Annotated in this window: 27 protein-coding genes and 1 pseudogene; 17 read left to right on the top strand and 11 right to left on the bottom strand. The window is 61.9% G+C overall.

Annotated elements, in window-relative coordinates; translation table 11 throughout:
• Positions 1-29 precede the first annotated feature (29 nt).
• From dapA to ACEN8U_RS25410, 3 genes are all read right to left on the bottom strand, one after another.
• Complete coding sequence (gene dapA, locus ACEN8U_RS25420) at positions 30-917, bottom strand: 4-hydroxy-tetrahydrodipicolinate synthase (RefSeq protein ID WP_310111530.1); 888 nt, start codon at positions 915-917, stop codon at positions 30-32.
• Between the two features lie 80 nt (positions 918-997).
• Positions 998-2,146 (bottom strand): porin, encoded by a 1,149-nt coding sequence (locus ACEN8U_RS25415; protein ID WP_310111532.1) that lies wholly within the window; start codon positions 2,144-2,146, stop codon positions 998-1,000.
• Between the two features lie 259 nt (positions 2,147-2,405).
• A complete protein-coding gene (locus ACEN8U_RS25410) occupies positions 2,406-3,335 on the bottom strand; it encodes a LysR family transcriptional regulator (protein WP_310111535.1) in 930 nt (309 codons plus the stop codon).
• 134 nt (positions 3,336-3,469) lie between these two features.
• On the opposite strand from ACEN8U_RS25410, the gene ACEN8U_RS25405 reads away from it, so the two are divergent.
• The 3 genes from ACEN8U_RS25405 to ACEN8U_RS25395 all read left to right on the top strand — a co-directional run bounded on the left by ACEN8U_RS25405 (position 3,470) and on the right by ACEN8U_RS25395 (position 5,678).
• Positions 3,470-4,234 (top strand): SDR family oxidoreductase, encoded by a 765-nt coding sequence (locus ACEN8U_RS25405; protein ID WP_310111538.1) that lies wholly within the window; start codon positions 3,470-3,472, stop codon positions 4,232-4,234.
• A gap of 71 nt (positions 4,235-4,305) precedes the next feature.
• Positions 4,306-5,097, top strand: coding sequence for an SDR family NAD(P)-dependent oxidoreductase (locus tag ACEN8U_RS25400; RefSeq protein ID WP_013587881.1), 792 nt, complete (start codon positions 4,306-4,308; stop codon positions 5,095-5,097).
• 332 nt (positions 5,098-5,429) lie between these two features.
• Positions 5,430-5,678 carry a hypothetical protein gene (locus tag ACEN8U_RS25395; protein WP_310111540.1) on the top strand — a complete coding sequence of 83 codons (249 nt, stop codon included), beginning with the start codon at positions 5,430-5,432 and terminating at the stop codon, positions 5,676-5,678.
• Between the two features lie 195 nt (positions 5,679-5,873).
• Here the strand turns inward: ACEN8U_RS25395 and ACEN8U_RS25390 are convergent, their stop codons facing one another.
• Both ACEN8U_RS25390 and ACEN8U_RS25385 read right to left on the bottom strand, forming a co-directional pair.
• Complete coding sequence (locus tag ACEN8U_RS25390) at positions 5,874-6,110, bottom strand: hypothetical protein (protein WP_310111542.1); 237 nt, start codon at positions 6,108-6,110, stop codon at positions 5,874-5,876.
• 702 nt (positions 6,111-6,812) lie between these two features.
• Positions 6,813-7,334 (bottom strand): hypothetical protein, encoded by a 522-nt coding sequence (locus ACEN8U_RS25385; protein ID WP_310111545.1) that lies wholly within the window; start codon positions 7,332-7,334, stop codon positions 6,813-6,815.
• Positions 7,335-7,534: 200 nt separating this feature from the next.
• On the opposite strand from ACEN8U_RS25385, the gene ACEN8U_RS25380 reads away from it, so the two are divergent.
• Positions 7,535-7,807: a hypothetical protein gene (locus ACEN8U_RS25380; RefSeq protein ID WP_028362280.1), complete on the top strand. Its 273-nt coding sequence runs from the start codon at positions 7,535-7,537 to the stop codon at positions 7,805-7,807.
• A 170-nt stretch (positions 7,808-7,977) separates the two neighbouring features.
• On the opposite strand, the gene ACEN8U_RS25375 is transcribed toward ACEN8U_RS25380, so the two are convergent.
• Both ACEN8U_RS25375 and ACEN8U_RS25370 read right to left on the bottom strand, forming a co-directional pair.
• Positions 7,978-8,226 (bottom strand): hypothetical protein, encoded by a 249-nt coding sequence (locus tag ACEN8U_RS25375; protein WP_310111549.1) that lies wholly within the window; start codon positions 8,224-8,226, stop codon positions 7,978-7,980.
• A 53-nt stretch (positions 8,227-8,279) separates the two neighbouring features.
• Complete coding sequence (locus ACEN8U_RS25370; protein ID WP_013587888.1) at positions 8,280-8,606, bottom strand: hypothetical protein; 327 nt, start codon at positions 8,604-8,606, stop codon at positions 8,280-8,282.
• Positions 8,607-8,834: 228 nt separating this feature from the next.
• Here ACEN8U_RS25370 and ACEN8U_RS25365 point away from each other — a divergent pair, with 228 nt between their 5' ends.
• The 4 genes and pseudogenes from ACEN8U_RS25365 to ACEN8U_RS25350 all read left to right on the top strand — a co-directional run bounded on the left by ACEN8U_RS25365 (position 8,835) and on the right by ACEN8U_RS25350 (position 12,018).
• Entirely contained in the window at positions 8,835-9,173 is a 339-nt protein-coding gene (locus ACEN8U_RS25365) for a hypothetical protein (protein ID WP_310111551.1), read from the top strand.
• Between the two features lie 324 nt (positions 9,174-9,497).
• Entirely contained in the window at positions 9,498-10,190 is a 693-nt protein-coding gene (locus ACEN8U_RS25360; RefSeq protein ID WP_310111553.1) for a phosphatase PAP2 family protein, read from the top strand.
• A 197-nt stretch (positions 10,191-10,387) separates the two neighbouring features.
• Positions 10,388-10,507 (top strand): annotated as a pseudogene (locus ACEN8U_RS25355) (cysteine desulfurase); the annotation flags it as partial.
• A gap of 254 nt (positions 10,508-10,761) precedes the next feature.
• Complete coding sequence (locus tag ACEN8U_RS25350) at positions 10,762-12,018, top strand: acyl-CoA dehydrogenase family protein (protein ID WP_310111555.1); 1,257 nt, start codon at positions 10,762-10,764, stop codon at positions 12,016-12,018.
• Between the two features lie 49 nt (positions 12,019-12,067).
• Here the strand turns inward: ACEN8U_RS25350 and ACEN8U_RS25345 are convergent, their stop codons facing one another.
• A complete protein-coding gene (locus ACEN8U_RS25345; protein ID WP_310111649.1) occupies positions 12,068-13,108 on the bottom strand; it encodes a sigma-54 interaction domain-containing protein in 1,041 nt (346 codons plus the stop codon).
• Positions 13,109-13,179: 71 nt separating this feature from the next.
• Positions 13,180-14,415 carry an acyl-CoA dehydrogenase family protein gene (locus ACEN8U_RS25340; protein WP_310111558.1) on the bottom strand — a complete coding sequence of 412 codons (1,236 nt, stop codon included), beginning with the start codon at positions 14,413-14,415 and terminating at the stop codon, positions 13,180-13,182.
• Positions 14,416-14,865: 450 nt separating this feature from the next.
• Here ACEN8U_RS25340 and msuE point away from each other — a divergent pair, with 450 nt between their 5' ends.
• The 8 genes from msuE (at position 14,866) to ACEN8U_RS25300 (ending at position 23,086) form a co-directional block, all read left to right on the top strand.
• Entirely contained in the window at positions 14,866-15,438 is a 573-nt protein-coding gene (gene msuE, locus ACEN8U_RS25335) for an FMN reductase (protein WP_310111561.1), read from the top strand.
• 35 nt (positions 15,439-15,473) lie between these two features.
• On the top strand, positions 15,474-16,577 hold the full coding sequence (gene sfnG, locus ACEN8U_RS25330; RefSeq protein ID WP_310111564.1) for a dimethylsulfone monooxygenase SfnG: 1,104 nt from the start codon (positions 15,474-15,476) through the stop codon (positions 16,575-16,577).
• Between the two features lie 2 nt (positions 16,578-16,579).
• Positions 16,580-17,401: an ABC transporter ATP-binding protein gene (locus ACEN8U_RS25325; protein WP_310111567.1), complete on the top strand. Its 822-nt coding sequence runs from the start codon at positions 16,580-16,582 to the stop codon at positions 17,399-17,401.
• A gap of 15 nt (positions 17,402-17,416) precedes the next feature.
• Positions 17,417-18,298 (top strand): branched-chain amino acid ABC transporter permease, encoded by an 882-nt coding sequence (locus ACEN8U_RS25320; protein ID WP_310111569.1) that lies wholly within the window; start codon positions 17,417-17,419, stop codon positions 18,296-18,298.
• Between the two features lie 8 nt (positions 18,299-18,306).
• Entirely contained in the window at positions 18,307-19,362 is a 1,056-nt protein-coding gene (locus ACEN8U_RS25315; RefSeq protein ID WP_310111571.1) for a branched-chain amino acid ABC transporter permease, read from the top strand.
• Between the two features lie 55 nt (positions 19,363-19,417).
• Positions 19,418-20,782: an ABC transporter substrate-binding protein gene (locus tag ACEN8U_RS25310; RefSeq protein ID WP_310111572.1), complete on the top strand. Its 1,365-nt coding sequence runs from the start codon at positions 19,418-19,420 to the stop codon at positions 20,780-20,782.
• The gene (locus tag ACEN8U_RS25305) at positions 20,779-21,588 is read left to right on the top strand and encodes an ABC transporter ATP-binding protein (RefSeq protein WP_310111574.1); all 810 of its coding nucleotides are present in this window, start codon (positions 20,779-20,781) and stop codon (positions 21,586-21,588) included. The genes ACEN8U_RS25310 and ACEN8U_RS25305 overlap by 4 nt, the downstream gene beginning before the upstream one ends.
• A 247-nt stretch (positions 21,589-21,835) precedes the next feature.
• On the top strand, positions 21,836-23,086 hold the full coding sequence (locus ACEN8U_RS25300; RefSeq protein ID WP_310111577.1) for a serine hydrolase domain-containing protein: 1,251 nt from the start codon (positions 21,836-21,838) through the stop codon (positions 23,084-23,086).
• 40 nt (positions 23,087-23,126) lie between these two features.
• On the opposite strand, the gene ACEN8U_RS25295 is transcribed toward ACEN8U_RS25300, so the two are convergent.
• On the bottom strand, positions 23,127-23,795 hold the full coding sequence (locus ACEN8U_RS25295) for a CPBP family intramembrane glutamic endopeptidase (protein ID WP_374725949.1): 669 nt from the start codon (positions 23,793-23,795) through the stop codon (positions 23,127-23,129).
• Positions 23,796-24,071: 276 nt separating this feature from the next.
• Here ACEN8U_RS25295 and ACEN8U_RS25290 point away from each other — a divergent pair, with 276 nt between their 5' ends.
• Positions 24,072-25,103, top strand: a complete 1,032-nt coding sequence (locus ACEN8U_RS25290) for an alpha/beta hydrolase (RefSeq protein WP_310111579.1) — start codon at positions 24,072-24,074, stop codon at positions 25,101-25,103.
• A 199-nt stretch (positions 25,104-25,302) separates the two neighbouring features.
• Here ACEN8U_RS25290 and tssE read toward each other — a convergent pair whose 3' ends face one another.
• Positions 25,303-25,734: a type VI secretion system baseplate subunit TssE gene (gene tssE, locus ACEN8U_RS25285; protein WP_310111581.1), complete on the bottom strand. Its 432-nt coding sequence runs from the start codon at positions 25,732-25,734 to the stop codon at positions 25,303-25,305.
• Positions 25,735-25,743: the final 9 nt, after the last annotated feature.

Genomic DNA, 25,743 nt, shown 5'->3' with positions numbered 1-25,743 from the left:
CGAGCGGTGCTGGCCTGTCCGGCTCGCGGTTAGACGGCTCGCGGATACTGCGCGAGCGCTTTCGCAAGACGCTCGCGCGCGGCGTCGTCGAGGGGTTGGGCGGGCGCACGAGCCGGGCCCGCCGGCATGCCGAGCATCGTCGCGGCGGTTTTCAGCACGACGGGCAGGGTGCCGAGCGCGAACGCGTCGCGCAGCGGGCGCAGCGATTCCTGAGCGCGACGCGCGGCATCGATCTCACCCGCGTGGAAGTTGTTCCAGATCGACATGACGACGTCCGGCACCGCATTGGTCGTGGCCGCGACGGCGCCGTCGCCGCCCGCGATCAGCGTCCACAGGATCATCGAGTCGGTGCCGGTGAACACGGCGAAGTCGTCGCGGCGCAAGTTGATCAGCTGCAGCAGGCGGTCGAAATCGCCGCCGCTGTCCTTGATGCCGCGAATATTCGGAATCCCGGCGAGGCGCCGCACGGTGTCGACATTCAGCGTGATCCCGGCCTTGGCCGGGATCGTGTAAAGCATGACGGGCAGCGACGTGCCTGTCGCAATGCGCTCGTAATGCGTGAACAGCTCCTGCTGCGTCGCGCCGTTGAAGTAGGGCGTGATGACCGAGACCGCATCCACCCCGACATCCTGCATCTTGTGATTGAGCGCGATCACCTCGCGCGTGGCGTAGGCGCCCGTGCCGGCGATGACCGGGACGCGCCCGCGCGCCTGATCGACCGCAATGCGCGCAACGCGCAATTTTTCGGCCTCGTTCAGCGCGATGAATTCGCCGTTGGTGCCGAGCACGAAGAGGCCGTGCACGCCCGCGTCGATCAGACGGTCGACGAGCGTGCGCAGACCGGCTTCGTCGATTTCTTCGTCGGCGGTCATCGGGGTGATCAGCGCGGGAACAATGCCCTTGAATGTGACTGTCATGCCAGAACTCTCCACGGTGCTCGCCGGCCGGCTCTTTGCGTCGGCGAGACTCAGGTTGATACGGTCCTTCTGCCGCTGCTTCAGAACTTGTGGCGCAAGCCGAGGGCCGCGACGATCTGATGCGAATTGCTCGACGCGCTGACCGGCCACAACGCGGCCACGGCGGTTTTGCCGGTCGAGTCGGTGCCGCTCGCGCGCTGATAGCCGGTAGTCAGATAGACGTCGGTGCGCTTGGACAGAAAATAGTCGGCGCCGGCATTCACCTGGTTGTAGTGTGCGTCGCCGGCGCCATGGCTGCGCGTGTAGTTGTACGCGAGTCCCACGAGCAGCGCCGGCGTGAACTGGTAGCTGAAGTTTGCTTCTGCGTTGTCGAAGACGGCCGTCGCGCCGTTGTAGCGGGCAATGGGCGCGGACGCCGCGCCGGAGCCCAGATCCTCGAAGCGCGAATTCGAGTAGACAAGGCCGAACTTCGCCGCGCCGAACGTGTAATTGCCGCCCACGGACGCGACGCGCTGCGTGCGCGCCGACGTGTAGCCCGAATAGATCGGCGTGTTGTTCGGCGAAATGGCGGCGGCGCCGGCGGTGCCGTCCCACAGTGCGGTGTTCGGGCGCGAGGTGTCGATATAGGACACGCCGAGCGCGAGCGGTCCGCGGCTATAGCCGGCGGCGATGCTCCAGATGCGGTTGTTGTTGAAGTTGCCTGCCGTACCGCCGAAGCTGAACAGCGCGCCGGCGCGGAATCCGCCGTAGTCCTGCGAGATGTACTTGACGCTGTTGCTGATGCGCGCGTTGACATAGAGGTTGTCGGTGTCGCCCGGATGTGCGCCGATGCCGCCTGCCCACTGGTTCGCGGCAATCAGCGGGCCGACGAAATCCGCGGACGGCTCGTTCTGCCGGCCGAGCGTCACTGTGCCGTAGGGCGTGTTCATGCCGACCCAGGCGGCACGGCCGAACATCCGGCCGTTCTGGCCGAGCGTGCCGGTCGTACCGCTGAAGCCGTTTTCCAATGTAAAGATCGCTTTGAGGCCGCCGCCCAGATCCTCGACGCCCTTCAGCCCCCAACGGCTGCCGGATTCCACGCCGCTCGACATCTGCCAGGCCGTGCCGCCTTTCTGGTTGTTCGTGTACATGAGCGATGTGTCGATCAGACCGTACAGCGTGACGCTGCTCTGTGCATGAGCCGATACGGCGAAACCGAGCGTGCCGAGCAGCGCGAGGGACCTTCTCATTCGTTTTGTCTCCAGTCGTTTGCGGGTTTGAGCGAATCGATCATTTGGCGTGGGGCCGCTTGTGCAACAGGCCGTGTGTGTTTGATCGTTGTAGTCATTCTATGTCGTGAATTTGATCGAACCAAGCAGGAGTTAACCCTGGTTTTGATCGAGTCGATCGTTTTTTTGGCGCGGAAGGGCGGCGAGAGGGGACGAGCGCCGGTGCTGACTGATGAGTCAGGCGTCAGCTGTGTTGCTGGACAGGTTCTGTCGATGCAGTCTATGCCGGGACGGCGTCTGTCTCGTCGCGGTCCCACGGTGGAATCCCGCCGAACGCATCGACCAGGAAGTCGATCATCACGCGCACGCGGGCGCTCACGTGTCGACGGCTCGGATACAGGGCGAGTATGTCGATCTCAGGCAAGCGATAGTCGGGCAACACGTGCACGAGCGCGCCGGCACGCAAGTCGTTGCCGATCAGAAAGGTGGGCTGCCAGATCAGCCCGTGCCCGGCGAGCGCCGCTGCGCGCGCCGTGTCGCCGTTATTCGTATGCATGTGGCAGTCCACCTTGACCGCGTGCGTCTTGCCGCCGCGGTCGATCAGTTGCCACTCGTCGCCCGTAGCCGCATAGGTGTAGCCGATGCAGCGATGTCCGGTCAGATCCGTGGGCGCTGCCGGCATACCGGCGCGAGCCAGATAGGCCGGCGACGCGCACAGAATGTTCTGCGAGGTCGCGAGCTTGCGCGCTGCATGGTTGGTCGAGCCGGCGCGCGAAATGCGAATGGCGAGATCGTAGCCTTCGTCGACGATATCGACGACGCGGTCGATCAGCCCCACATCGAGCTCGATGCCGGGATATTTGCGCATGAACTCGGGCCAGAGCGGCGCCAGATGCAGGATGCCGAAGCTCACGGGCGCATTGATGCGCAGGCGTCCGCGCGGCTCGACCGAGGCCGACGACACAAGCCCTTCGGTCTCGGCGACATCGTCGAGAATCGATTTGCAGCGCGCGTAAAGCGTCTCGCCGCCCTCGGTTAGAGACAGTGTGCGCGACGTGCGATTCAGAAGTCGCGTGCCGAGATGCGCTTCCAGTTCGTTCACATAGCGGGTCACATTGGCGGGCGAGGTGCCGAGCATCTCGGCCGCACGTGCGAAGCCACCACGGCTGACCACCGTCACGAAGACCTCGTAAGCGCGCAAGCGGTCCATTCACGTCTCCATCATTCACAAAAACTGACTGATAGGACCATGTTTTAGGCCTTTCTGCCATCGGGAGTGAAGCCTATAGTGCTTCCACGGGCCGACGCATCGGGCAGCGGCCGACATGCATCAGGAGAGAGGACATGCAACGCTTGACGGGAAAAGTCGCCATCGTGACGGGTGCCAGTTCGGGAATTGGCCGCGCGACTGCAAAGCTGTTCGCGAAGGAAGGCGCCAAAGTGGTGATGGCGGCGCGCCGCACGGCCGAGCTCGAAACGCTCGCTGCGGAGATCGCCGCGGAAGACGGCGAAGCGGCGTATCTCGCCGGCGACGTGCAATCGGAAGACTTTGCAAAGGCGCTCGTTGCGCTCGCCGTGAGCCGCTTCGGCCGTCTGGACATCGCCTACAACAACGCCGGCACGCTCGGCGAAATGGGGCCGAGCACCGGCATTTCCGAAGCGGGCTGGAACACCGCGCTGGCCACCAATCTCACGAGTGCCTTCCTTGGCGCGAAGCACCAGATTCCCGAAATGCTAAAGCAGGGGGGCGGGTCGATCATCTTCACGTCGACCTTCGTTGGCTACTCGTTCGCGTTTCCGGGCACGGCGGCGTACGCGGCGAGCAAGGCCGGACTGATCGGTTTGACGCAGGCGCTCGCCGCCGAGTACGGCGCGCAAGGCGTGCGCGTGAACGCGGTGCTGCCGGGCGCGGTCGACACGGAAATGTATCGCGGCATGAACGACAGCCACGAGTCGCAGGCCTTCGTGACCGGGTTGCATGCGCTCAAGCGCGTCGCCAGGCCGGAAGAGCTGGCGCGTTCGGTGCTGTACCTCGCATCGGACGATTCGTCGTTTGTGACCGGCACCGCGTCGCTCGTCGACGGTGGTGCATCCATTACGCGTACGTGAACCGTTGCGGCATCCGGCATGCATGCGCCGATGCCGCTACTTTGACTTCACTCAATGAAAGGACACGACTCATGGACCTGAATCTGACGGGCAAACTCGCGCTGGTGAGCGGCAGCACAGCCGGCATCGGTCTCGCAATCGCCAGCACGTTGGCGCAGGAGGGCGCGCGCGTGATCGTGAACGGCCGCGCACAGTCATCCGTGGATGACGTCGTCGCGCAGCTCAAAGCGCAAACGGGCGGCGATGTGGTGGGATTCGCGGGCGACCTCAGCACGGCCGCTTCGGCCGAAGAACTCGCGCGACGCTATCCGGACGTGGAGATTCTCGTCAACAATCTCGGCATCTTCGAGCCGAAGCCGTTTGAAGACATCCCCGACGCGGACTGGCAGCGTTTTTTCGACGTGAATGTCCTGAGCGGCGTACGTCTCGCCCGGCTCTTTTTGCCCGCGATGAAGCGCGCCAACTGGGGGCGCATCATTTTCATCTCGAGCGAAAGCGCGGTGCAGATTCCGGCTGAAATGATCCACTACGGGATGACGAAAACCGCGCAGCTGGCGGTCGCCCGCGGACTCGCCGAAGCCGTTGCCGGCACAGGCATCACCGTCAATAGCGTGCTGCCGGGCCCGACGAAATCGCGCGGCGTAGGCGAGTTCGTGGAGACGCTCGCGAAGGCCGACGGCAAATCGTTTGAAGCGTTCGAGAAGGAGTTCTTCGAAAAGGTCCGTCCCACCTCGCTCATCAAGCGATTCGGTTCGCCGCAGGAAGTGGCGTCACTCGTGGCCTATATTGCCAGTCCGCTTGCGTCGGCCACCACCGGAGCCGCGTTGCGCGCGGACGGGGGCGTGATCAAGAGCGCTTTCTAGCGCTGCGCCGGCATTGGGCCGGCTTCGGTGCACCTTTGTGCGCAGCTTTTGCGGCACGGGCACGTTGAAACTGCTACCGCTTCGGCGTTGCCCGCCCTATAACTCTCACTAGCAGGGCGATTATGTGTGTCGAGGGTCCACGAAACCCGCTGACACCTGCCACTTCGCACGCCAACTCGCGCCGGTCCATGCGGTGCACTGCTCGCCTCATCTGTCAAATCACCCACCACCGGAGTCTTTCGCTCGTCCAGTCAGGGCCGATGACGCGCCATGCGTGCGCGGGCGAGTGACGCGTCCTACCCATGCAGGTTGAACGTAATGAAGGAGCCAACGTGAAAACACGATTGATCGTCGCCTGTGCGACAGGCCTGTTCGTGACGAGCGGTCTCGCGCATTCGCAAGCAATGCCGGAAACGTCGCAGCCGGTCCAGCAGGAAAACGCCGCGACTCAAAGCGCCGCGCCCGATACGACGTCGCAGTCATACGGCGGCATGCCCGGCACGCAGATGCAAAGCGGCATGAAGCGCGCCGAGCGCTGCACTGCCGGGCCGCAATGCAATATCTTTTTCGGCGGGAGCTGAAACGAATTGAGATCCGACAGGCCACCGCGTGATCCGCGATGGCCGGGGCGGCCGACAGCTGATGTGTCTTTCTCAAGGCACTATGTTTGGGCGTTGAATCGCGAATGTGACAGCGACCTGAAAGGAGAGAGCCGCTGTATGTCAAATGGTGACCAGATGAAGGTTGAATGGCAGTCAGCCGTTTGAAGCTCCGCGTCATTCACCGTTGCTGACGGCTGCTTTCGCTTTCAGTACTGAACCGCCTGATTGCGTAGCGGTCTTGCCGTTGTCGCTATAAGCCGTATCGGTCTGTACTTGCGTTGGTTGCGTCTCATGCGTCACTGTCTGCTTCGTCATCAGCTCGGTCAGAGCTTTGTCTTCTGCATCGCCTTGCTCGGCATTTGCCACTGGCAGGACGGCGAGCATCGCAACGAACCCTATAAGCGCTTTCATGATGCGTCTCCGAGAAATGTTTTTTGCAGTACGCGGGATCCTCCATGGACAACGGATAGGACAACTATAGTTTCGTGCGTCGCCGACTCAAGGCGCGTTTGACTTATGGGAGAGGGCGGGTTTCATCTGAATGTGGGTAAGTGGCAGGTTTGTGTGGGGTGGTGCGATTGGCGCGTTGACGCAAACGAATCACGGACTCGAAATACTCCGCGAGATCACAGTTTGCAGGTCCACCAAAGGTATCGCAGTGACAGTCACGGCGACCGTCTCCGACTCCGGCAGTAGGCCCGCAAGTGCCGCGAGTCCGGTCGCACACACGGCGATGAGAAAGAGGGCACCGATAGCAACGATTCCGCTTCTATAGGTTAGCTTCGTGCCGTGTGAGTGTGCAAAGAGCCGCATCATGGCTGTCTCCTGACGATGCAGCTAAACTTGCAACTACTGTGCCGACGGCGATGCATTCACGCTGCCGGCTGCAACGCCCCGCCGCACGGGCATCGAACGAAGGCGGCGGGAGCGAAGCAGCAATCCGATGTTGGGTCTGTCCCAACAAGGAGCACCGCTTCGTGTCTCAGAGGGCAACACCTAACCGGTGTTCGTCTTGCTTCTTCAGGTTATAGCGGAGGCGCTGGAGCGCCGCCTCTGCCGTCCGTGTCCTCGCGCTAAGGCTTTAGCGCTGCAAAGCGCGATGTGCTGCAAACATCAGCGCGTTGTCTCGGGATCGGGCCAAGGCCAGCCCCTTCGCGTGCCTGGTCCCGTTTGCGCGGCGGATGGCGTGGCAGATGGTGCAGCCGCGGCCGCCGCGGCTCGCTGCCTGGCTTCGCCTGCCGGTTCGCCACTGACGCTCGTTTTCATTTTCGGAAGCCTCGTCCCGAACCACGTCACCTTGGTCTGCACATGAGCGACGTACGAGTCCCAGCCTCGCGGGTTACCTTCAAAGAGTGCTTGTTGAACAGTCGATGCAAGCGACTCGTGGTCGAGCGTGGTATCCAGAAGGTCCTGCGGCCACCGCGAGAATGCACTGGCGACGCGTGCGCCGAAATCGCTCACCGTCATTCTCGGATCAAGCGCTCGCAGAAATGCGAGGTCTGCAGGCAGATCCTGCTGGCTTAAAAGCTGGACCACCGGCGTTTCGGGCGCGCCTGCCCGAGCCAAAGAGCTCCACGCGGCCAGCATGTCGCCCAGGTGAAGCAGCAGTTCTCGTCTGTCGAATCGGTCGTCCATCGAAATTCTCCGCGCATTGCGCCCCGGCCAGGAACAGGTCCGTGTCGGCGCAACGCTTGCACCTCGCGCATCTTATCGCGACGCGCCTTCGTCGGCAGCGGTGTCGTGTTTGCGCCCAGGCCCTTTTGTTTCTCAGCGCCCGACTGTTGCGCACCGCACTTGCGCTAGACTGACTCGAAGAACCTTAAAAGGAGACGAGGATGATACGCAAGACGCTCAATGCCTCGCAGTTGCAGCAGGAAGTCAGCCGGCGAATTCACCGACTGCAGGAAGTCGTCGAGGATGGCGTGAAGATTCGTGTGCCGAGGCCGCAGTTGCAGGAGGCGGACAAGACAGGCTGCAACTGGAACATGACACACTTCGGCAATGCAATCGGCTTCGAGCGCGACATCGAGGGCGTGCTCAAGGCCGTGCGCGCGGAATATAATCTCAGCACCGAGGTGAAAAGCGGCGGCAACCCGTTTGAGGATTAGTCTCGGAAGACATCCGTTGCGGGGTGGGTTGCGAGGACGTCGGCGGGAAAAGTTCGTTAACCTAAACGTCTAGGTAAGGAACGCCATTGCAGATAATCGCCGCCTCATTGCCCGCTAACTCGGCAGCGATCATGCAACCCGTGCTCCCAGCGCGCAAAAGAAGCGCACCGTCATTGGGCCGGAACAGCCTGGCGCTGCGCAGCTCGCTCCTCTGCCTGCTGTTGCGCGTGCTGCTTCGCGAGGTGTCTGCCGACCACACAGCCACCCACGGCGCCGACGACGGCGTGATGGCCGGCGTAGTGCCCAGCCACTCCACCCACCACCGCGCCCTTGAGGCAGCCCGCGGCGTTTGCCGCGCCTGTCGTAGCGATGAGCAGCGTTGTTGCAAGCAAAGCGATTCTAGTCAGGCCAGCTTTCATTCGAAGACACCCACAAGTCATAGTTAGAGAATGCCGCGCGTTTGGACGTCGTTTCAATAACCGCGCCATTCACGCTCGCGCCACTCATGCTCGCGCCATTCGTGGCGACGCCATTCGCGTTCGCGCCACTCACGACGTTCGCGCCACTCGCGGGCGCGCCAGTCGTCGCCATATGCAACGGCGACCGGCGGCGGACCATACACAACCGGCGCGGCAGGCGCGTAGACTACCGGAGGCGGCGGTGCATAGACGGGCTCTGCCGGCGCGTAGACGCCGAGCGGAATACCGATGCCCACGCCAATGTCGACGTGAGCCGACGCGGCGCTGGATGCCGCCAGAGCGGCCAAACCGAGTGCAATGCCCAGAAGTTTGTTATTCATTTTGCTACTCCCGCACGCTTAGCGTGCCGCGTCAGTGAACATGGCTCGAAGTCTAGGGGCGCGTTCACCGCACAGGTGAAACGGCAATGCGAAATTGGTAACACCGGGTAACCGGCAACGCCCCGCGAAGCGCAGGCGCGCGCGACGTCTTTCGGACGTGGATGTGCCATGATGTCGAGAAGACAGACGTGCGAGACGGCAACATCGCCTATCGCCAAGGGAGGCCACATGACGAATGACGATAAGCCCGCTGCCGGGGATTCGCAGCAACAAGCCGAAGCGCTCCAAGCCCTTGCCGGATATCTGGAGCGATCGCTTGATAGAGCCTGCAGCGTCATCATGATGCGACATACCGCCGACGTCTGTACCGTCTATCTCGGCGACCCGGAATCTACACGCGCCGAGCTCAGGCAGATCGGCGCCATTTCGATTCCGCTCGCCAATGAGATGCTCGCGTCCACCTCTTCGGGCATGAACCTGCTGCCGATCGGCGACCAGCACTATCGCTTCACGCGAATCTTCGGACAGGTCGACGGCGTGGCGGCCGTGGTGTTCGCCGCGCTGTAGATGTTGAACGGCGTGGTTCTGACGATAGAGCGGCGTAATCGATAGCGAATGGAAGGGATGCGTAAGCCGTCGGTAAAGAAACATCGGCTCGTGCCGTGGCCTCTTACAGCGGCATTACATTGACTTGCGCCGTCCGGCGCCAGCGCGAGAAGAACCTTTAGGCGTACGTGCGCAAGCGCGCCTTCGCGAGTCGTTGCGGAACGCTCGGCGGGAGTAAATCGCCTACTCTCGGCGTAGGCGGCAGGTGAGGCAACGGGTAGATGTCACACAGTCCGCCATGCAGGCGATTGCCGTTTCATCTCTATCTTATTGCCCACTAAAAAAATGAACAGCTTCGACACCAGCATAGAGACTTTCTTTAGCGGATTCAGTTCTTGTCTGCTGTGCAACCACGCCGTGCGCGCCATTGCAGGGATGTATTCGTTCAAGGGGCTCATGCTGATCCCCGTTTTATGGTGGATATGGTTTCAGTCGGACGAGCGTCGGCAATGGAGACGCGAAGTCGTCATTGCGACGGTTGCGAGCGGACTACTGGCTCTTTTCAGTGGAAGACTTCTTGCGCATTTCTTGCCGTTCCGCATGCGTCCAGCTTTTTCGCCGGAACTGCATCTTCACTTTCCATTCGTGCCGCCGAACGAAAGCATGTTGGCCACGTGGAGCTCGTTTCCCAGCGACCATGCGATGCTGTGGATGTCCGTTGCGGTAGGCATTTTTATCGTGTCGAGGCGCATCGGCACGCTGGCATTGCTCTACGTGGTGCTCTTCATTTGCCTGCCCCGCGCCTATCTAGGCTTTCATTACCCGACCGACTTGCTGGGCGGCGCGGCGATCGGCGTCGTCATTACCTACGTCATGACTCGCCACGCCGTAAGAAGCCGCTATGCGGCCCCCGTGTTGAGCTGGATCGAACGCTATCCGGGCGCATCGGCGATGCTCGGGTTCGTGCTATGTCTCGAACTCGTCACGCAGTTCGATGAAATCAGGAACTTCGCTACCTCCGTCGCCAGGATCATCTGATCGGGTTGTTTTCCCTAAACGCGCGCCGCCAGGCGCCTCAAGCCGGCTCACAAGCTCGCATTGCGTTCGGAGGGCAGGGGCGCGGCTCTCCGATTGCAGTGCTCCTACGCCCACGGCTGCACCTGCAGCGAGTCCACCGCATTCCACGTCCTCTCATTGATGCCATCTAGCCGCGCAAAGCGGCGTGCGGCTCGCGGCTGCGGCGCTTCGGCCTCGAAGCCAGCGTGCGGCCATCGCTCGCGTTTAACAACACCTGCGACGAAGTCGACGCGATGGTAAGCGTCGTCAGAGCGCTCGCAAGCCGCGGCGGCCGCTGAGCCTGCGACGGTAGGGCCGGATGCAGAGCCCGGTCTTACCGTCCGCTTTGTTTTTCGCGCGCAGCAATGCGTGCCGCGTGCTGTCGAAGCAGCAGTCCATCAACACATTGCTTGTCGGACAGCAGGCGACTCTCGTAAGCGGGCTGCATGGGTGGGCCTATACGAGGGTTTGGGAATGGCACAAACAGTGCTTATGAAGATGGGCAACATGATCGTCGATCTCTTTTCGTTGTCCTCACTTCACTGCTCCGCCCATGACCCAACTCAGCCAACCTTCGCCGTTTTCGCCCGCGTCGTCGATCGGGTACGAACAACTCGCAGCCCGCTTCCGCCCCGTCTTTGCGCGTATTGCCGAAGGTGCGCTCGACCGCGAGCGTACCCGCACACTCCCGCATGAACAGATTGGCTGGCTCAAGGAAGCTGGTTTCGGCGCCGTGCGCGTGCCGCTCGAATATGGCGGTGGTGGCGCTTCGATTCCGCAACTCGTACGTCTGTTGATCGAGCTGGCGGAAGCCGACTCGGCGCTGCCGCAGGCATTGCGCGGCCATTTCGCCTTTGTCGAGGATCGCCTCAATGCATCGCCCGGCGCGGCGCGCGACCGGTGGCTGGAACGTTTCGTCGCGGGCGACCTGGTCGGCAACGCGTGGACCGAAATCGGCGATGTGAAGATCGGCGACGTGATTACGCGTGTGACGCGCTCGGGCGACCGTTGGGTCGTCAATGGTCGCAAGTACTACAGCACGGGCAGCATCTTCGCCGACTGGATCGACGTGTACGCGCGCCGCGAAGACGGCGCGGACGTGATCGCGGCCGTCAGCACGCGCCAGTCGGGGGTGATTCAAAGCGATGATTGGGACGGGTTCGGCCAACGCACGACCGGTAGCGGCACGTCGGTATTCGAAAACGCCGTGGTCGACGAAGAGAACCTCATCGACTTCTCGACGCGCTTCAAATATCAAACCGCTTTCTATCAACTGGTGCTGATCGCCGTGATCGCCGGCAGCGGACGTGCCGTGCTGCGCGACGTCTCCGAAGAAGTCCGCCGACGCACGCGGGTCTACAGTCATGGCAACGCGGCCTCCGTGCGTGACGATGCGCAGGTCCAGCAGGTCGTGGGACACATCGCGGCAGCCGTTTATGCGGCGGAAGCGACGGGATGGCGTGCGGCCGAAGCGGCGCAGCACGCCTATGAAGCGCATTTCGCCGCCGATCCGCAGGCCGAGCGCGAGGCGAATGTACATGCGGAACTCGAGTCCGCCAAAGCGCAGATCGCGGTTGCACAACTGATTCTGAAGGCAAGCACCGATCTGTTCGATGCACTTGGCGCGTCGGGCACCAGCGACAGCAAACTGCTCGACCGGCACTGGCGTAATGTCAGGACCGCGGCCTCGCACAATCCGCTCATCTACAAGGAGCGAATTGTCGGCGACTGGGAGATCAACGGTACGGAGCCGCCCTATGTCTGGCAAATCGGTGCCGGCAGCAACGGACTGCAGCCCACGCGCAAGTGAGTGCCGGTGCGCACACAGTGCAGGTGCGCCGCGCGCGGCGTCCGCGCGGTCACTTCAGCGCATCGATCGCTCTCGCCCGGATGAGCCGCGCACGCAAAATATTGCGGCTGATGCCGAGAAGCCGCGCGGCCTGCACCTGATTGCGATGGCAGAACTCGAATGCCACATGCATGACGGTGTTTTCGATGCGCTCGAACAGCTGCTCATCGGCGTGGCCGAACAGCGCGCGCAGCGCCTCTTCGAATGCCTGTTGCGGCGTGGCGGCCTGCGTCTCGTTGCTGATGCGTCGCACACGCTGCGCTTCCAGCGAAGAGATCTGCAGATCGGCCTCGCCGAGCATGTCGTGGCGGCATACCAGCAGCGCGTGATGAATCACGTTCTCCAGTTCGCGGATGTTGCCGGGCCAGCTGTACGTCTGCAGTTTGCGCTCGGCGCTGGTGTCGAGTTCGACCGCGCCATAACCGAGCCGCTGCCGGTAGGCGTCGATGAAATGCCGTGCGAGCGGCAGGATATCGCCGGGGCGTTCGCGCAGCGGCGACACCGTGAGGTGCACGACGTTCAGGCGGTAATAGAGGTCCTCGCGGAAGTGCCCCGCAGCGACTGCATCGTGTAAATGAACATTGGTTGCAGCAAGCACGCGTACGTTGATGGGGATGCTTGAGCGTGAACCCAGACGCACGACCTCGCGCTCCTGCAGCACGCGCAGCAGCTTGACCTGCATGGAAAGCGGCAGGTCGCCGATCTCGTCGAGAAACAGTGTGCCGCCGTTCGCAGCTTCGAACCAGCCTGGCTTTGCGGAGAAAGCCCCGGTAAAAGCGCCTTTCTCGTGCCCAAACAGTTCGCTTTCGACGAGCGACTCCGAAAATGCACCGCAATTTACCGCGATAAACGGCGCATCGCTGCGATGGCTCAGTCTGTGCACGTGGCGCGCGACGAGTTCCTTGCCCGTACCCGTTTCGCCGATGATCAGGACGTTCGCGTCGCTCGGAGCAATGAGGCGGATGCGTTCGAGCAACGCGAGCGATTGCGGATCGGCGAATACCTGCGCGGTGGCTTTTACCGAAGTAGCGAACGGCCGTCGGCCGCTCATTTCGAGTAGTGCTGGCGAGGCAACGTGCGTGGCTTCCGCGCGGCGGGACGAAACGTAGTCGGTGGCAGGGTTCATGAGTAAAAACCTGGAGCAGGATAAGTTTGTGTGAGTGCCCAGTCGCCTAACTCTCGCAGCTTGTATGCGAGCGGATCATGCAAGGTGTGGGTGCGCAGGTTGCGCCAGTGCCGGTCGAGCCGTAACGAGCCATGCGTGGCGCGCGCGCCGGCTACCTCGAACATCCGCGTACAGATGTCGAGGCCGGTCCGGATTGCCGCTACCTTGGCGCATGCCACCGCGAGCGCGACGCTGCCGCGTTCCTCTTCAGTGAGTGCGGGGCCGCGGCGCCACGCCGCGTCGAAACGCTCGGCAGCGCGCTCTGCGAGCACACGCACCGATTCCAGACCGACCCAGAATTCGCCGTACTGGCCCAGTATGTAGGGGTCTTCCGTCGCCGCGGACACTTGCGATGCGTGCCATGGCCTCGCTTCATGCAGCGTGTAGTAACGCGCATCGTTGAACGCGGATTCGGCAATGCCGAGATAAACGTTTGTGAGAATCAGTTGTGCGAGCAACGGGCGAAGACAGGCGAACGGAGTGGATAGCGGCCCGGGGTCTGCAAGTATTTCGTGGTCCTCTACTCGCACCTTCTCGAACGTGACTGTGCCACTGTCGGTTTGCCTCTGCCCGATGCTGTTCCAGTCGTCGGCAATCGAAATGCCCTGGCGCGCGCTCGGCACTGCTGCGACGAGAAGTGTTTCGCTTCCCGCCTCACGCGCCGACGCAATCATCATTTCGGAGTCGAGCGCGCCTGAACAGAAGCTCTTCTGTCCACTGAATTCATGCCAGCCATCCTGCGGGCGGCTTATCGTGCGCGTGTCGAGCGGATTGAGCGCGTTGCCCCAGAACCAACGGCGTCTCGCCGTCTGTTCGAACCATGACTCCCATTGCGAAGCACGTCCGAAGAGACGCGTTGTCGCGAGCATCAGATGATGAAACCCGAACACGTGCGCAAGCGAGCTGTCGGCCGCACCAAAAAGCCGCACAACGTCGAGCGTGACTCGCCAGTTTGCGCCTATCCCGCCATATTCTAAAGGAATGCTAAGTGAAAGAAGGCCGCTCGCGCGCAGCGCATCGCGTTCGGCCTTGGGCGTGCCGCCGCGCGCGTCGCGCTCGACTGCGGTAGCCGCGAAGTCTGCCGCAAGACGCCGTGCCTGCTCGAAAACCGCGTCGCGTGCGATCCGTGCTTGCGGCACGGTCGCGCCGCGGCTCGAGCTGTGCTGATGGGTCGGAGTGTCTATCAGAGTCATTGGCGTACAGGTTGAGTACGGTCGAGCGGACGTGAAGCAACTGCACGGACGAGCGCGCGATTGCTGCCTGTGCAGCACATTGTGAACATGTCGCTGTGTTTGCGAGCGACTTTGTTTCAATAACCAAATTCAGATTGCTGCTAACGCTGCAGCAACGACGCCCACCGTGTTGGTGCTGCGCGCCGGCAAGCATTCTGTAAGAGCTCTGGCTGAAAACTGCTCGTCACGCAGCAGCGATGCAGCCAATGTGTTGGCGGGCGTTCATCGCAGAAACGCATAAGGTTCGGGCCATTCCAGATAAGGGCGCCAAGCCGATGCGCTACCCCTTGCCGGAGCGCGCGAGACGCCCATTCAGGCGGGACGTTCTGCGCGGCGCACCTGACCTGGCATGCTCTTCGCATTGAAGTCGGTATTGGCGATTGCGCGTCTTACACAATGAGGACTACCTGGATGAGCAAAACATTGAAAGTGGTAGGGGTGTCGGGAAGCCTGCGGCGCCCGTCGCGTACCTCGGCGCTCGTGAAGCAACTGGTGCACTCATTAGCTTCAGTCTTGCCCATCGACTCGCATATCGTGGAACTGAGCGATATCGCACCGAGGCTCACGGCCACGCTCGATCGAGCCGAATTATCCCCCAATGTTCAGGCTCATATTCATGCGATCGAATCCGCGGACCTGCTGGTCGTCGCGAGCCCCGTTTATCGCGCGTCGTATACGGGCCTCTTCAAGCATCTATTCGATCTTGTGCATCACGAGGCGCTGATCGATGTGCCCGTGTTGCTGGCTGCGACGGGCGGCAGCGAGCGTCACGCGCTCGTGATCGATCATCAGTTGCGACCGCTTTTCAGCTTCTTTCAGGCGCGCACGTTGTCCGTCGGCGTCTATGCCTCCGAGCGCGATTTCGATGCGTATGCCGTCGCGAGCGATGCGCTGCACGAGCGCATCGCGCTCGCGGTCTCGCGAGCCTTGCCATCGTTGCACTTTGCCGTGTCTGCAGACGAGAGCGTCACGCTCGCCGCGTAATTCACATCTTCGCCTTACCCCAAGAGGATCGATTCATGACCGATACTGTTTCCCGCGACGAGGCCGTCAAGTTTGCCTACTGGGTACCCAACGTGAGCGGCGGGCTGGTTGTCAGCACGATCGCGCAGCGCACCGACTGGAGCCTCGAATACAACCAGAAGCTCGCGCGCGTCGCCGAGGAGGCCGGCTTCGACTATGCATTGAGCCAGATCCGCTTCACGGCCGGCTATGGCGCGGAATACCAGCACGAGTCCGTGTCGTTCAGTCAGGCGCTTTTGCACGCCACGACGAAGCTCAAGGTGCTCGCCGCCATCTTGCCAGGGCCATGGCATCCGGCTGTGGTCGCGAAGCAGCTTGCCACTATCGACCATATTTCGAACGGCCGCGTGGCGATCAACGTGGTCAGCGGATGGTTCAAGGGAGAGTTCACCGCTATCGGCGAACCGTGGCTCGAACACGATGAGCGCTACCGCCGTTCCAACGAATTCATTCGTGCGCTGAAAGGGATCTGGACTCAGGACAATTTCACCTTCAAGGGCGACTTCTATCGCTTTAACGACTACACGCTGAGCCCAAAACCCGTGCAAAAACCGCATCCGGAAATATTTCAGGGCGGCAGCTCGCGCGCGGCGCGCGACAACGCGGCGAGCGTCTCCGACTGGTACTTCACGAACGGCAATACCGTGGAGAACCTTAAAGCGCAGATCGACGACATTCAGCAGAAGGCGGCACGCAACGGACACAGAGTGCGTATCGGCGTGAACGCATTCGTCATTGCGCGCGATACGGAGGAGGAGGCGAAAGCCGTGCTGGACGACATCATCAGTCATGCGCACGTCGAGGCGGTAGAGGCATTCGGCGACGCGGTCAAACAGGCAGGCAAGGCGTCGCCGGAGGGCGAGGGCAACTGGGCAAAGTCCACGTTCGAAGATCTGGTGCAGTACAACGACGGATTCCGGACGAATCTGATCGGCACACCGGAGCAGATCGCGCAGCGCATTGTGGAACTGAAGTCGATCGGCGTCGATCTGGTCCTGGCAGGCTTTCTGCACTTTATCGAGGAGGTCGAATACTTCGGCAAAAAGGTGCTGCCGCTCGTTCGTGAGCTCGAGGCCGCACGCAACGCGAAGGCAGCGTGAGCATGAGCATCGCGCATGATTCTGCGGATGCCGGCGCGCGGCCTGAGCGCCCGGCCGCCCCCGCATTGTTGTCGCTCGTGGGCATCTCGCTCTCGTTCGACGGCGTGCGCGCCATCCACGACCTGAGCTTCGACGTCGCGACAGGGGCGATTTGTTCGCTGATCGGCCCGAATGGCGCAGGCAAGAGTTCGCTGCTGAACGTGATCAACGGTGTGTATGCACCCGAGCGCGGCACTATCCGCTTCGCACAACGAAGTTATCGGCGCATGAACGCATATCGCGCTGCGCATGCCGGCATCGCGCGGACCTTCCAGAACATCGGGCTGTTTCGGCGCATGAGCGTGCTCGACAACGTGTTGACGGGGCGCAGCCTGCATCGGCGCAGCACCTGGTTCGAGCAGGCCTTCGGTATAGGCCGCGCACGACACGACGACGTGCAGCAACGCGCGCGCGCCGACCGTGTGATCGAGGCGCTCGATCTGATGCGCTTTCGGGACACGCCCGTCGGCGCGCTCTCGTACGGCCTGCAAAAGCGGGTCGAGCTCGCGCGGGCGCTGGCCGCCGAACCTCAACTGCTGCTGCTCGACGAACCCATGGCCGGCATGAACGCATCGGAAAAGCAGGAGATGGCCACGTTCATCGCCGATGCGAATGCACGGCTCGGTGTCACGGTCGTGCTGATCGAGCACGACATTGGTGTCGTGATGGACATTTCCAGTCACGTCGTCGTGCTCGATTACGGCAGGAAGATTGCCGACGGCACACCGGCGGAGATACGCGCCGACCCGGCGGTGCTGGCCGCCTATCTCGGTACCCGACATTGATGAGAGGTTGATCCGATGGATTTCTTTTTAGAAGTGCTCGCGGGCGGACTGCTCGCCGGCGTGATGTATTCGCTCGTTGCGATCGGCTTCGTGCTGATCTATAAGGCGTCAGGTGTTTTCAACTATGCACAGGGTTCACTCGTCCTGTTCGGCGCGTTGACGTTCGTGAGCCTCGTTGAACGGCAGGTTGCGCCCTGGCTCGCCTTTGCAATCACGCTCGCTGCACTGGTTGCGATTGCGTTCGCCGTGGGGCGTCTGGTGTTGAGGCCGCTCGTGAACAGGCCGCCTATCGTGCTGTTCATGGCAACGCTCGGCCTCAGTTTCATTCTCGAAGGTGCGGCGCAACTCGTGTGGGGCGCACAGGTACATGGACTCGATCTCGGCATCGACGACAAGCCGTTCGCGCTCGCGGGTGTGATGGTCAGCCAGTTCGATCTGTTCGCCGCGGCGACGGCCGCCGTGCTGGTCGCGGCGCTCTCGCTGCTCGCGCGCTATACGCGTTTCGGCCTCTCGCTGCGCGCGGTCGCCGACGATCCGCTCGCGGCGCTGGCAGTGGGTGTGAAGCTGCCGTACATCTGGGCAGTGGTGTGGGCGCTTGCGGGATTGACGAGCCTCGTGGCGGGGCTTCTGTGGGGCGCGCGGCTCGGCGTTCAGTTCTCGCTGTCGCTCGTCGTGCTGAAGGCATTGCCGGTACTGATCATCGGCGGCTTTTCGTCGATTGTCGGCGCGATCGTCGGCGGGCTGATTGTGGGCGGCAGCGAGAAACTCGCGGAAGTTTATGTGGGCACGCTCGTCGGCGGCGGCATCGAGAACTGGTTTCCCTATGTGCTCGCTATGCTGTTCCTGCTCGTGCGTCCCGTCGGACTGTTCGGCGAACCCGCCGTCGAGCGCGTGTGAGACGCATCATGTCGACTCGTCCCGCTTCCATGACTTCTGCCATGTCCGATCCGCGCAGCCCGCGTGTGTACCTGCTGCTTGCGGGCGTCGTGGTGGCCGTCGTTCTCTTCATTGCCGTGCCTGTCGCGGCGAGCGAATACTGGCTAAGCGCAGTACTCATTCCGTTTCTCGTGATGTCCGCCGCGGCGCTGGGGCTCAATCTCGTCACGGGTTATGCCGGGCAGCTATCGCTAGGTTCTGCCGCGTTCATGGCGGTGGGCGCCTATTCGACGTACAACTTTGTCGTACGCGTTCCGTGGCTCCCGCTGCCTGTCGCACTGGTGGCGGGTGGACTCGTCACGGCGGCGGTCGGCGCGCTGTTCGGCTTGCCTGCCCTGAGAATCAAGGGCTTTTATCTGATCGTATCGTCGCTGGCCGCGCAGTTTTTTGTCGAATGGCTCTTCATCAAAGTGAGCTGGTTCTCCAACGACGATACGTCCGGTGTGCTTTCGGCGCCGCGCCTCGCCATCGGCAACTGGCACATTGACTCGCCGTCTTCGCGCTATCTGCTCGTGCTCGGTACAGTGACAGTCCTGTTCATATTCTCGTGGCGCGTGGTGCGCAGCGAGCTCGGGCGACGCTGGATGGCTGTACGCGACATGGACACTGCCGCAAGTGTGATCGGCATTCCGGTTGCTGCTTCACGTCTCCTTGCATTCGCGCTCAGTTCGTTCGTCATCGGCATCGCAGGCGCGCTTTGGGCGTTTGCCTATCTCGGCACGGTCGAGCCGCACGGCTTCGATCTGAACCTGTCGTTTCAGGTGCTGTTCATCGTGATCATCGGCGGTATGGGCAGCATTGCCGGCAATCTGCTTGGGGCAGCGTTCATCGTGCTGCTGCCGATCCTGCTCTCGAATGCTTCGGGCGTGCTCGTGCATGTTGGGATTGACGCGGGGCAGGTGCAGAACCTGCAGAAGATCGTTCTGGGCACTTTGATCATTGCTTTTCTCGTGCGCGAGCCGGATGGACTTGCGCAGCTCGTGCGGTCTTCAATACTGCGCGTAAGCACCCGCTTGCGCCCGTGAGGCGCAAGGACAACTTTCATTTCGATTGACTCATACAAGCAGGGGCTAAAAACACATGACCGGGCAGATTTCAACGAGACGCGCATCGCTGCGTAACTTGCTTGCGGCCGCAACGATCGGTATCGCACTCGCGGTAAGCGCGGCGCCGGGCGCACAAGCAGCGGGCGAACAATACTTTCCGCTGCAAAGTTATCGCGTCGGGCCGTATGCGGCCGGAGGCAGCGGCTTTTTCGGCGGCTTCATCGACTATCTCCAACTCATCAATGCACGCGACGGCGGCGTGAACGGCGTGAAGCTGTCGTGGAGCGAGTGCGAAACGGAATATGTCGTGGAAAAGGGCGTCGAATGCTATGAGCGGCTCAAGCATGGCCTGAACGGCGCACCGGCCGCGGCGACGAATCCGTTGTCTGTCGGCATTGCCTATGCGACGCTCGACCGTTCAACTGCCGACAAACTGCCGCTCATCACGATCAACCACGGGCGCACCGATTCGACCGACGGCGCGGTGTTCCCCTACGTGTTCCCGCTGCAACTGAACCCCTACAGCGAGGTGTCGGCGATAGTCAATTACATCGGGCAGCAGTCGGGCGGACTGGCTGCGCTCAAAGGCAAAAAGATCGTGGTGCTGTACCACGGCTCTCCGTATGGACGCGAGACCATCCCCGTGCTCGACATTCTCGCGAAACAGTATGGCTTTTCGCTGACGCAAATCGAAGTCCCGCACCCGGGTAACGAGCAGGGTTCGCAATGGCTCACGATCCGGCGGATCAACCCCGACTGGGTGATTCTGCGCGGCTGGGGCGTGATGAACCCGGTCGCGTTGAAGTCGGCACAGAAAGTCGGCTACCCGGCAAATCACATCATCGGCAATATCTGGAGCAATTCGGAAGAGGACGTGCGGCCCGCAGGCGATGCAGCCAAAGGCTTTCTGTCTATCACCACGCATCCGTCCGGTGCGGACTATCCGGTGCTTCAGGCAATCGACCAGTACGTCATCAAGCCCGGCAACGGAAACCTGAAAGACGCGGCGCGCTTTGGGACGGTCTACTACAACCTGGGAGTCGTCAACGGCATCCTTAACGTGGAAGCCTTGCGTGTTGCGCAAGCGCGTTTTGGCAACAAGCCGCTCACGGGCGAAGAGGTTCGCTGGGGCTTTGAGCATCTGAATCTCGATGACGCGCGACTCAAACAGCTTGGCGCGTATGGCCTCGTGCAGCCGCTCAAGCTGTCTTGTGCGGATCATGAGGGCGGCGGCGCGGTGCGCTTCCAGCAATGGGACGGCACCAGGTGGAAGGTGGTCAGCGGCTGGGTGCAGGCCGATCGCGCGGCGCTGCGGCCCATCATCGAGAAATCGGCGAACGCGTACGCGAAAGAAAAGGGCATTACGCCACGCGATTGCAGCAAGGAAACTGGCGCATGAGCGCCGCGCCGATACTTCAGGTCGAGGCGATTCACGTCGCCTACGGTGGTCTCGTGCCCGCGGTGCGCGGCGTTTCGCTCAGCGTGCCGGCTGGCGGCATCGTCGCGCTGCTGGGGGGCAACGGCGCCGGCAAGACTACGACGCTCAAGGCTATTTCAAGCCTGATTCGTGCCGAACGCGGTGAACTCACGTCGGGGCGAATCGTCTACGAGGGCGAGGCAATCACACACGCCGATCCGTGGCGACTAACACGGCGGGGGCTGGTGCAGGTGCTCGAAGGCCGGCGATGCTTTGCACACCTGACGGTCGAGCAGAATCTGAGTATCGGCGCATTCGCGCGGCGAGCCTCCCGCCGGTCGATCGATGCCGGGCTCGAGCGCATTTATGCGCTTTTCCCGCGCCTGAAGGAGCGTCGGCGCATGCTCGCCGGACACACGTCTGGCGGCGAGCAGCAGATGGTCGCACTCGGCCGCGCGTTAATGGCGCGGCCTTCGTTGCTGCTGCTCGACGAGCCGTCTATGGGACTCGCGCCTCATGTCGTCGACGAAATATTCGAAGCCATCGCGGCCTTGAACAGGAATGACGGCGTGAGCATTCTGCTCGCGGAGCAAAACGCATTCAACGCTCTGCGTTATGCGAAGTACGGCTATGTGCTGGAGGGCGGCCGTGTCGTCGCCGAGGGGCGAGCGGAGCGCTTGTTGAGCCTCGACATACTGCGCGAAGCCTATCTTGGGGGAAGCAAGCCACCGCTGCGGGCCGCGGCTGCGGCGAATGAAGACAGGCTCGCGAGCCGCGTCGAAGGGTAGTCGGTGCCGGGCTTGATCAGCTATCGGGCATTGACCCATTGAGGGGAGCAGGCCTTTAAATGGGGGAGAGCGAACCGTCAGCCGCTCCCTATTGGCATAAATCGCACACAGATCCGCAATCCACGTCCTATAGTTGTTCAGCGCGGTTAGAAACAGAAGCGACGGCGAGGGCGGGTCCGGGCAATGCCGTACCGCCTCTCAGCTGGCGACAGGACGCTGGCTCGATGATCAGGAAGGGGAAACGCAAATGGCATCTTCCCGTTTTGCGATGTGCGTGTCATATATTCTCTTTCGTCGGATTTATGCGGTTGTGCTTGCGTTGGCACTGGGCGCGGCCGTGGCCGGTTGCGGCGGCGACACGCTCACACCCACTGAGCCCGCCTTTGCCACCGCGGCGCGCCCCCAGATCGACGCATTGCTCGCAGAGACGCTCACACCGGGTGCTGTGGTTTATGTGCAGTCGCCGAGCGGCAATTGGCTCGAATCGTTCGGAACGGCAGTGCGGGGTACCAACATGCCAATTCCGACCAACGCGCATTTTCGGGTGGGCAGTGTGACGAAAACGTGGACCGGCACAGTGATTCTGCAACTCGTGCAGGAAGGCAAGCTGGCACTGGGCGATACCGTGAGCAAGTACATTGCGAACGTGCCGAATGGCGACAGCATCACGATAGAGGAATTGCTGAGCATGCGCAGCGGCCTTTATAACTACTCAACCAGCCTCGCGTTCAATCAGACGCTCGACGCGCAACCGAACAAGGTATGGACTACCAAAGAGTTACTCGATATCGCATTTAGCCAGCCTGTGTATTTCGCGCCCGGCGCGGACTTCCGCTACTCGAATACCAATACGGTTCTGCTTGGCCTGATTATCGAGCAGTTGACGGGCATGAGTGCCGCAGACGCAATCAAGGCACGTCTTTTCGCGCCGTTTAGTTTGACTGAGAGCTATCTTCCGCCTCAGGACGACACATCGTTGAGGACACCGGCGCCGCATGGCTATCAGTGGGGCACCAATGCGGAAACGGCGGAAAGCGACGCATTGTCCCCCGCCCGTCAGGCGGCCGCGAAAAACGGAACGCTGCAGCCCACGGACGTCACGTCGGTGAACACATCGTGGGCATGGACCGCCGGCTCGGGCATTTCGACCATAACCGAACTCGCCGCCTATGTGCAGCGCATGGTCGGCGGAGGCTATCTGAGCGCCGACCTCCAGGCGCAACGGCTCGCCAACTGCCAGTCGACCCAGCCGTCGGATCCGGGCGCTGCGAGCTACTGCCTCGGGCTGGCGAAGTTCGGCACGTTCTATGGACACACCGGCGAAATACCCGGCTTCAATACGTTCATGGGCTACGATCCGGTGACCAGGACGACCATCGTCACATGGGCGACGACGGCAGCGGCGCCGGACGGCACGCCGCCAGCCAACGGCATCGCGCGAATTCTGATGGCGGAGCTCAGCAAGGCAGCGAAGGTGCCGAGCGAAGGGCGGCCTTAACTCGCAGGTGGGCCAGCTGTGCCTCGCGCCGGCGCTATCGTTACACGCGTGCGATGAACGGATAAGTGAACAAACCGAACTGAATCAGGTTGAGGCCGAAGTGGGTCAGCATCGCGGCCTGCAAACCTCCGGCGCGGTAGGCAAGACCGGAGCCGAGTCCGGCAACGGTTGCGAGCACAACGAGTAGTGCTCCGCCCTGAAAATGTAACGCGCCGAACAGAGCCGCGCCCACGACAAGCGCGACCCATTGAGCATGAGGGCGATCAACAGCCAGGCGAGCGATGCCGCCCTGCACATAGCCGCGGAAAAACGCTTCCTCCGCAAAAGCGACCAGCAGCAGGTTATTGAGCGCCCAGAGCCAGCCGAGATGCGGCCACTTGGGCGCCCACGCGATGGATCCGGCGACAAGTGCGATCGACAGGCAGATGAGCGACGTCGCGGCGCAGGCCGCGACCGCTGATACGGCGAGCGCGCGCCAATCTTTTTCCGGCTGAATCCACGGGTACGTCAGCACCAGCCAGAAGCCGATTAGCGGCTTGTCGAAGTTCAGGTACATCGTGAACGGGGCGGCGTCAGGCGTGAGCCGTTCAGCATGAAAAACCTGCAGATTATGAAACCCCGGCAGCCAGTGTTGAAAAAGGCCTATCGCTAGGGCGACAAAAACAAGATTGCACAAAAGCCTGGCGGCAGGCGGCGGATCGCGTTGCAATAACAGGCCCGTGCCGGCAAGTAGCAGCCGCGCGAGGGTAGCCGAGGTACGCTTTGTATCACAACGTATCCGGAATGAGGCCCGATACATAACGTTGCACCCGCGAGCGCCGCGGACATAAGCCGGATACCTCCGCCGCGTTTAATACGTTCACGCGAGTCGAACGCATCGTTGCCGGCAAGCGCAAGCGTGGCCGGCTTTGCGCCACGCGATTGGTTCAAGGCTTCGACTGCCGCCTTCGTCTTTCACAACTCTCAACACAAAGGACAATGAGCCATGTCTGAACAGATCAACACACGGCGCCGCCGTCTGCTTGGCACGACCGTCGCGGGCCTCAGCTTGATGGAGCTCGGTTTGAGCGGCCTCGCCAATGCGCAGGCCGTCGGCAGCACGTCGGCTTCGCGGGTTGCCTCGTTTGCGAACCTGCGGCAAGTCAATGCCGGCACGCTCAACGTCGGTTATGCGGAAGCAGGCCCGCAGGATGGACCCGTTGTCATTCTGCTGCACGGCTGGCCCTACGACATTTACAGCTTCGCCGAAGTGACACCCTTGCTCGTCGCTCAGGGCTACCGCGTCATCGTGCCGTATTTGCGCGGCTACGGGACCACGCGCTTTTTGTCGCCGGATACGCCGCGCAACGGGCAACAGGCTGTGGTTGCAGTCGATGTGATTGCATTGATGGATGCGTTGAAGATCGACAAGGCGATTTTCGGCGGATTCGATTGGGGCGGGCGCACGGTGAACATCATTGCGGCCCTGTGGCCCGAACGTTGTCAGGCGATGGTGTCCGTGAGCGGTTATCTGATCGGAAGCCAGGCAGCCAACAAGGCGCCGCTGCCGCCGAAGGCGGAGTTCGCATGGTGGTACCAGTTTTATTTCGCGACCGAGCGCGGCTATGCGGGCTATGAAAAGAACCGCAACGAGTTCAACAAGCTGATCTGGCGTCTCGCGTCGCCCAAATGGAATTTCGACGACGCGACATTCGATCGCACGGCTCAGTCGTTCAGCAATCCGGATCATGTCGCCGTGGTGATTCACAACTATCGCTGGCGACTCGGGCTTGCAGAGGGCGAGTCGCAATACGACGAACTGGAACAGCGCCTCGCCAAAGCGCCGACCATTTCAGTGCCGACCATCACGATGGAAGGGGACGCGAACGGTGCGCCGCATCCCGAACCCGCGGCTTATGCGAAGAAGTTCACCGGGAAGTATGCGCATCGCAACATCGGCGGGGGTGTGGGACATAACCTGCCGCAGGAAGCGCCGAAGGCATTCGCGGATGCGATTGTGGATGTAGCGCGGTTTTGAGCGGGACGGGGCGGAGGTTCGCGCGTCATATCTCGTGACGTTGGAGGAAGCCGTGTCGGATTCGCGGTACTGTGGTTAGCCTTATCGTCGGTGTCGGCTTAGTTGTCACGCGTCGCTTTTATCTTCAGTCGGAAGGTTGGGCATTGTTTTGGGAGGCGAAGATTTGATCTAAACGGGCCATACGCTACCTAGCCACTTATCAACTGACGTGTCGAGCCTGTTGCCGGTGCTCGACCCGCATGCGGCCGGGTGGTTCGAAGTATGTCCCGAACCTGACGAGTCCCGCTTTCCGGAGGTGACATATCATCTCGAAACTTACGAGCACGCCGGGATCGTTGTTCTCGAGGATATCGACATCGATTTGGCGAATGCGGGGTTCGTATTTGAGCAGCGTCGCCTCCATTTGCTCCTTAAGCAGGTGCGCGGAAGCGGGCAATGCCTTGTAGATGTTGGTCAAATCGGGCAAGCCATAGTCGGGCAGATGCTTGAGCGCACCCGCGCGCGTGTTGAGAATGCGCCGCACGTTCTGCTGCACGCTCAGGCATTCGAGCGTCCGGTCGTCGTGGGCGTCGAGCGGCTCGCCCCCGATCTGGCCGAGCAGCATGTCATAGAGAGAAGGGCCGGCCGCCATGGCGTCGCT

It is taken from the genome of Paraburkholderia phenoliruptrix (assembly GCF_047325075.1).
Classification (GTDB): Bacteria; Pseudomonadota; Gammaproteobacteria; order Burkholderiales; family Burkholderiaceae; genus Paraburkholderia; species Paraburkholderia phenoliruptrix.
Note: the sequence above shows the minus strand (reverse complement) of the source record. Positions and strands in the feature narration are given on the sequence as shown.

Excerpts from the sequence above, each read along its gene's own strand:
- dapA (WP_310111530.1), bottom strand. The coding sequence starts at position 917 with ATGACAGTCACATTCAAGGGCATTGTTCCCGCGCTGATCACCCCGATG.
- ACEN8U_RS25415 (WP_310111532.1), bottom strand. The coding sequence starts at position 2,146 with ATGAGAAGGTCCCTCGCGCTGCTCGGCACGCTCGGTTTCGCCGTATCG.
- ACEN8U_RS25410 (WP_310111535.1), bottom strand. The coding sequence starts at position 3,335 with ATGGACCGCTTGCGCGCTTACGAGGTCTTCGTGACGGTGGTCAGCCGT.
- ACEN8U_RS25405 (WP_310111538.1), top strand. The coding sequence starts at position 3,470 with ATGCAACGCTTGACGGGAAAAGTCGCCATCGTGACGGGTGCCAGTTCG.
- ACEN8U_RS25400 (WP_013587881.1), top strand. The coding sequence starts at position 4,306 with ATGGACCTGAATCTGACGGGCAAACTCGCGCTGGTGAGCGGCAGCACA.
- ACEN8U_RS25390 (WP_310111542.1), bottom strand. The coding sequence starts at position 6,110 with ATGAAAGCGCTTATAGGGTTCGTTGCGATGCTCGCCGTCCTGCCAGTG.
- ACEN8U_RS25385 (WP_310111545.1), bottom strand. The coding sequence starts at position 7,334 with ATGGACGACCGATTCGACAGACGAGAACTGCTGCTTCACCTGGGCGAC.
- ACEN8U_RS25380 (WP_028362280.1), top strand. The coding sequence starts at position 7,535 with ATGATACGCAAGACGCTCAATGCCTCGCAGTTGCAGCAGGAAGTCAGC.
- ACEN8U_RS25375 (WP_310111549.1), bottom strand. The coding sequence starts at position 8,226 with ATGAAAGCTGGCCTGACTAGAATCGCTTTGCTTGCAACAACGCTGCTC.
- ACEN8U_RS25370 (WP_013587888.1), bottom strand. The coding sequence starts at position 8,606 with ATGAATAACAAACTTCTGGGCATTGCACTCGGTTTGGCCGCTCTGGCG.
- ACEN8U_RS25365 (WP_310111551.1), top strand. The coding sequence starts at position 8,835 with ATGACGAATGACGATAAGCCCGCTGCCGGGGATTCGCAGCAACAAGCC.
- ACEN8U_RS25360 (WP_310111553.1), top strand. The coding sequence starts at position 9,498 with ATGAACAGCTTCGACACCAGCATAGAGACTTTCTTTAGCGGATTCAGT.
- ACEN8U_RS25350 (WP_310111555.1), top strand. The coding sequence starts at position 10,762 with ATGACCCAACTCAGCCAACCTTCGCCGTTTTCGCCCGCGTCGTCGATC.
- ACEN8U_RS25345 (WP_310111649.1), bottom strand. The coding sequence starts at position 13,108 with ATGAGCGGCCGACGGCCGTTCGCTACTTCGGTAAAAGCCACCGCGCAG.
- ACEN8U_RS25340 (WP_310111558.1), bottom strand. The coding sequence starts at position 14,415 with ATGACTCTGATAGACACTCCGACCCATCAGCACAGCTCGAGCCGCGGC.
- msuE (WP_310111561.1), top strand. The coding sequence starts at position 14,866 with ATGAGCAAAACATTGAAAGTGGTAGGGGTGTCGGGAAGCCTGCGGCGC.
- sfnG (WP_310111564.1), top strand. The coding sequence starts at position 15,474 with ATGACCGATACTGTTTCCCGCGACGAGGCCGTCAAGTTTGCCTACTGG.
- ACEN8U_RS25325 (WP_310111567.1), top strand. The coding sequence starts at position 16,580 with ATGAGCATCGCGCATGATTCTGCGGATGCCGGCGCGCGGCCTGAGCGC.
- ACEN8U_RS25320 (WP_310111569.1), top strand. The coding sequence starts at position 17,417 with ATGGATTTCTTTTTAGAAGTGCTCGCGGGCGGACTGCTCGCCGGCGTG.
- ACEN8U_RS25315 (WP_310111571.1), top strand. The coding sequence starts at position 18,307 with ATGTCGACTCGTCCCGCTTCCATGACTTCTGCCATGTCCGATCCGCGC.
- ACEN8U_RS25310 (WP_310111572.1), top strand. The coding sequence starts at position 19,418 with ATGACCGGGCAGATTTCAACGAGACGCGCATCGCTGCGTAACTTGCTT.
- ACEN8U_RS25305 (WP_310111574.1), top strand. The coding sequence starts at position 20,779 with ATGAGCGCCGCGCCGATACTTCAGGTCGAGGCGATTCACGTCGCCTAC.
- ACEN8U_RS25300 (WP_310111577.1), top strand. The coding sequence starts at position 21,836 with ATGGCATCTTCCCGTTTTGCGATGTGCGTGTCATATATTCTCTTTCGT.
- ACEN8U_RS25290 (WP_310111579.1), top strand. The coding sequence starts at position 24,072 with ATGTCTGAACAGATCAACACACGGCGCCGCCGTCTGCTTGGCACGACC.
- tssE (WP_310111581.1), bottom strand. The coding sequence starts at position 25,734 with ATGGCGGCCGGCCCTTCTCTCTATGACATGCTGCTCGGCCAGATCGGG.